The following is a 2956-nucleotide window of genomic DNA, read 5'->3' on the forward strand; positions in this document are numbered from 1 at the left end:
AAGCTGAAGTTCAGCCCGCTATTGCGCATCAGGTCGGGCAAGTCCTTGTAGACGATCTGCTCTTGCAGGGCCACGGTCGCGGTGGCGATCACCAGACGCTTGCCGGCCAGCTTCGCTGTCGGGATCGCCGCAAGGCTGTAGGCCACGGTCTTGCCGGTACCGGTGCCGGCTTCCACCGCGACAATTGCGGGGTCGCCACTGCGCCGGCCTTCGTCATCGGTGTCGATATCCCCGAGGACTTTGGCGATTTCAGCGATCATCAGGCGCTGGCCGTAACGCGGTTTGAGGCTCTTGGCTTCAAGAAAACGCGAATAGGCGCCCTGGATCGTGGTTTTGAGTTCAGTGCTGATCATTGAGTGTCGGGCGCAAAAACGCTGGATAAATTTTCAGTGGTTCGGTTCGGCGGCTATCATACCCCGCGAATCGATCCCGCGCAGAACGGAGTACCCCAATGACACCTTTTAGCCTCGTTTATCCGCTGCATGTCCTGTCCGCCCTGGTCTGGGTCGGCGGCATGTTTTTCGCCTGGATGGTGCTGCGCCCGGCGGCGGTAAAGGCCCTCGACGGTCCAGCCCGCCTGACCTTGTGGGTGGAAGTGTTTCAAGGTTTTTTCCGCTGGGTGTGGGTCGCGGTGATCCTGCTGCCGATCAGCGGCGTGGGCATGTTGCATTTGCAGCACGTGGGGTTCGAGACCGCGCCGAAGTACGTGCAGGTGATGATGGGCTTGTATGTGGTGATGACCGCGCTGTTCATCCGGATTCAGGGCTTGATGCTGCCGGAACTTCGCAAAGCAGTGGACGCGAAGGACTGGCCGGCGGGTGCGGCGGTCCTGGGGCGGATTCGCCGGGTGGTAGGGATCAATCTGATTGTCGGGTTGGTGCTGGTGGCGATTGCGGCGGCAAGACCGATGATCTGAAAATCAAAAGCCCCTCACCCTAACCCTCTCCCGGAGGGAGAGGGGACTGAATGGGGGATATTGAAGAGTTACACCGACCTTGAGGATTGGCTTTGAATCCATAATCGACTCGGTTTTTCAGGTCGATGGATAGTCTGAGTCACCTCACCCCAGCCCTCTCCTCCCGGAGGGAGAGGGGACTGAATGGGGGGTATTGGAGAATTACGCCGACTTGAAATATCTGCTTTGAATCCATAATCGACACGGTTTTTCAGGTCGATGGATAGCCTGAGTCACCTCACCCAGCCCTCTCCCTCGGGGAGTGGGCTGGGGTGAGGGTAAAACGTTCAGAGACGTTGCACAGTCACAGAACCCGCCGCCCCCGCCGGCCCAGGCTGGCCATCAGCCCCGGCCTTGCCATTCTTGCCGCCATCGGCGCGATACACCAGGCAGCCCTTGGATTTGCCGCCCTTCCCTGCTTTGCCGCCAACACCCGCCGGGCCACCGGCACCGCCAGCCACGTTGACCTTGATCAGCTCGGCCGGAAACTCGCGTGGCACTTCAAGACGCACCAGCGCACCCGGTGCGCCCGGTTGGCCATCGCTGCCGTTACTGCCATCGAAACCGTGCCCGGCCGCGCCATAGGTGCAGCCCGGGTCTTCGCCGTTACCGCCATCGAGGCCGACAAAACCCGGCGCACCGGTGCCGCCACGGGCATCGACCAACAGTTGCGGCGCGTTCAACGCCTTGAATTGCAGATTCAGATTACGCCCCGCACGGGCGGCTTTTTCATACGTCCCCGGCGCCCCGCGCGCGGTGATCTGGCTGCCTTCGCTCAGTTCGGCACGGGCCACCTTCAATTCCAGCGCCTGTTCAGCCGGAACGATCGCAATGCGCGCTTCATGGCCAAGACGCAATTGGCCCACGGTCAGCTCGGTCACGTTGGCAGGAATCAGCAAAGTACCGTAATCGGCCACGTCCAGACGTTCGAGCTGCAAAGTGCTGACGGTATTGGGCAAACGCATCAGGGAATTGGGTTCGACGCTGACCACCTGGGCACAGGCCAAGGGACTGATCAATGCAGCGAGCAAGCAGAGTTTACGCATGGGAAGAAGCCTCCGGAGCGGCCGGGGCCGGGATGGTTTGCAGGTGAAATACGCCGAACAACAGGATCCGCAGACGGTCACGCCACGGGTTGGGACGCCCCTTGAGGCGACAGAACAGCAACTGCAGAACATGCAGCGCCAGCAACAAGGCGCCAGCCAGATTGACCAGCAAGTGCAGCGGATGCACAAAAGGCACCAGCAGATTGACCACCACCACGCACCAGAACAGCAGGGTCAACAAGCGCCCCAGCCCCCAGAAAACCTTCATACGCTCCCCCGTGTCGGAATTATTCTTTGGGCGCACAGTAACGGCTTAGACGGGGGATAAGCCAGAGGGAAAAATGAAAAAACTTTTGTCAGTCGTCGGATCGCTGCCGGTTCGACGATGATCGTCGCCCGGCAGCTCTAGCCTGCGGACTACAGACAAGTCCTAGCGATTGATATGCAACTCCACCCGACGGTTTTTCGCCCGTCCCTCGTCCGTCGCGTTGTCGGCGACCGGCTCGCTCTCGCCACGCCCTTCACTGGTCAGCTTGCCCGGTTCCAGCCCCTGGCTCAGCAGATACGCCGCGACACTGCTGGCACGCCGCTCCGACAGTGCCTGGTTATAGGCATCCGAACCTTTGCTGTCGGTATGGCCGATAACTTTGATGCTGACCACATCGGCATTGCGCAGCTTGTCCATCAGCGTATCGAGCTGGGCTTTCGCGGCCGGCGTCAGATCAGATTTGTCGAAATCGAACAGCACGTTGCCGGCATCGCTGAGGGTGATGACTTCCGATTGCGGCGCAGGTTCGGGGGCTTTTACAGTGACCGGATATTGCGGCAGCGGGCAACCACGGTGATCGACCGGGGTATTGGCCGGGGTGTCAGGGCAACGGTCGCGGCGGTCGAACACGCCATCGCCGTCTTCATCGCCGTCCTGGGCATAACAGATCAGTCCGCCGGTGAGGAT

The 2956-nt window shown here is 60.7% G+C and carries 5 protein-coding genes; 1 reads left to right on the top strand and 4 read right to left on the bottom strand.

Features of this window, described 5'->3' with window-relative positions; all coding sequences use genetic code 11:
* The coding region (locus DBR24_RS12445) for a DEAD/DEAH box helicase (RefSeq protein ID WP_371921274.1) at positions 1-353 on the bottom strand (353 nt) is incomplete at its 3' end.
* Between the two features lie 98 nt (positions 354-451).
* Between DBR24_RS12445 and DBR24_RS12450 the strand changes: the two genes are divergently transcribed.
* Positions 452-916, top strand: coding sequence for a CopD family protein (locus tag DBR24_RS12450; protein ID WP_123465258.1), 465 nt, complete (start codon positions 452-454; stop codon positions 914-916).
* Positions 917-1242: 326 nt separating this feature from the next.
* Here DBR24_RS12450 and DBR24_RS12455 read toward each other — a convergent pair whose 3' ends face one another.
* The 3 genes from DBR24_RS12455 to DBR24_RS12465 form a co-directional block, all read right to left on the bottom strand.
* Positions 1243-2001, bottom strand: coding sequence for a collagen-like protein (locus tag DBR24_RS12455; protein ID WP_128614906.1), 759 nt, complete (start codon positions 1999-2001; stop codon positions 1243-1245).
* Positions 1994-2269: a DUF1145 domain-containing protein gene (locus DBR24_RS12460; RefSeq protein WP_123465254.1), complete on the bottom strand. Its 276-nt coding sequence runs from the start codon at positions 2267-2269 to the stop codon at positions 1994-1996. Before DBR24_RS12460 ends, DBR24_RS12455 begins: the two co-directional genes overlap by 8 nt.
* Before the next feature lie 162 nt (positions 2270-2431).
* The coding region (locus DBR24_RS12465; protein WP_256591433.1) for an OmpA family protein at positions 2432-2956 on the bottom strand (525 nt) is incomplete at its 5' end.

Source organism: Pseudomonas sp. HMWF006 (assembly GCF_003061205.1).
GTDB lineage: Bacteria > Pseudomonadota > Gammaproteobacteria > Pseudomonadales > Pseudomonadaceae > Aquipseudomonas > Aquipseudomonas monsensis.

Coding starts and splice junctions, on each gene's coding strand:
- DBR24_RS12450 (WP_123465258.1), top strand. CDS start 452: ATGACACCTTTTAGCCTCGTTTATCCGCTGCATGTCCTGTCCGCCCTG.
- DBR24_RS12455 (WP_128614906.1), bottom strand. CDS start 2,001: ATGCGTAAACTCTGCTTGCTCGCTGCATTGATCAGTCCCTTGGCCTGT.
- DBR24_RS12460 (WP_123465254.1), bottom strand. CDS start 2,269: ATGAAGGTTTTCTGGGGGCTGGGGCGCTTGTTGACCCTGCTGTTCTGG.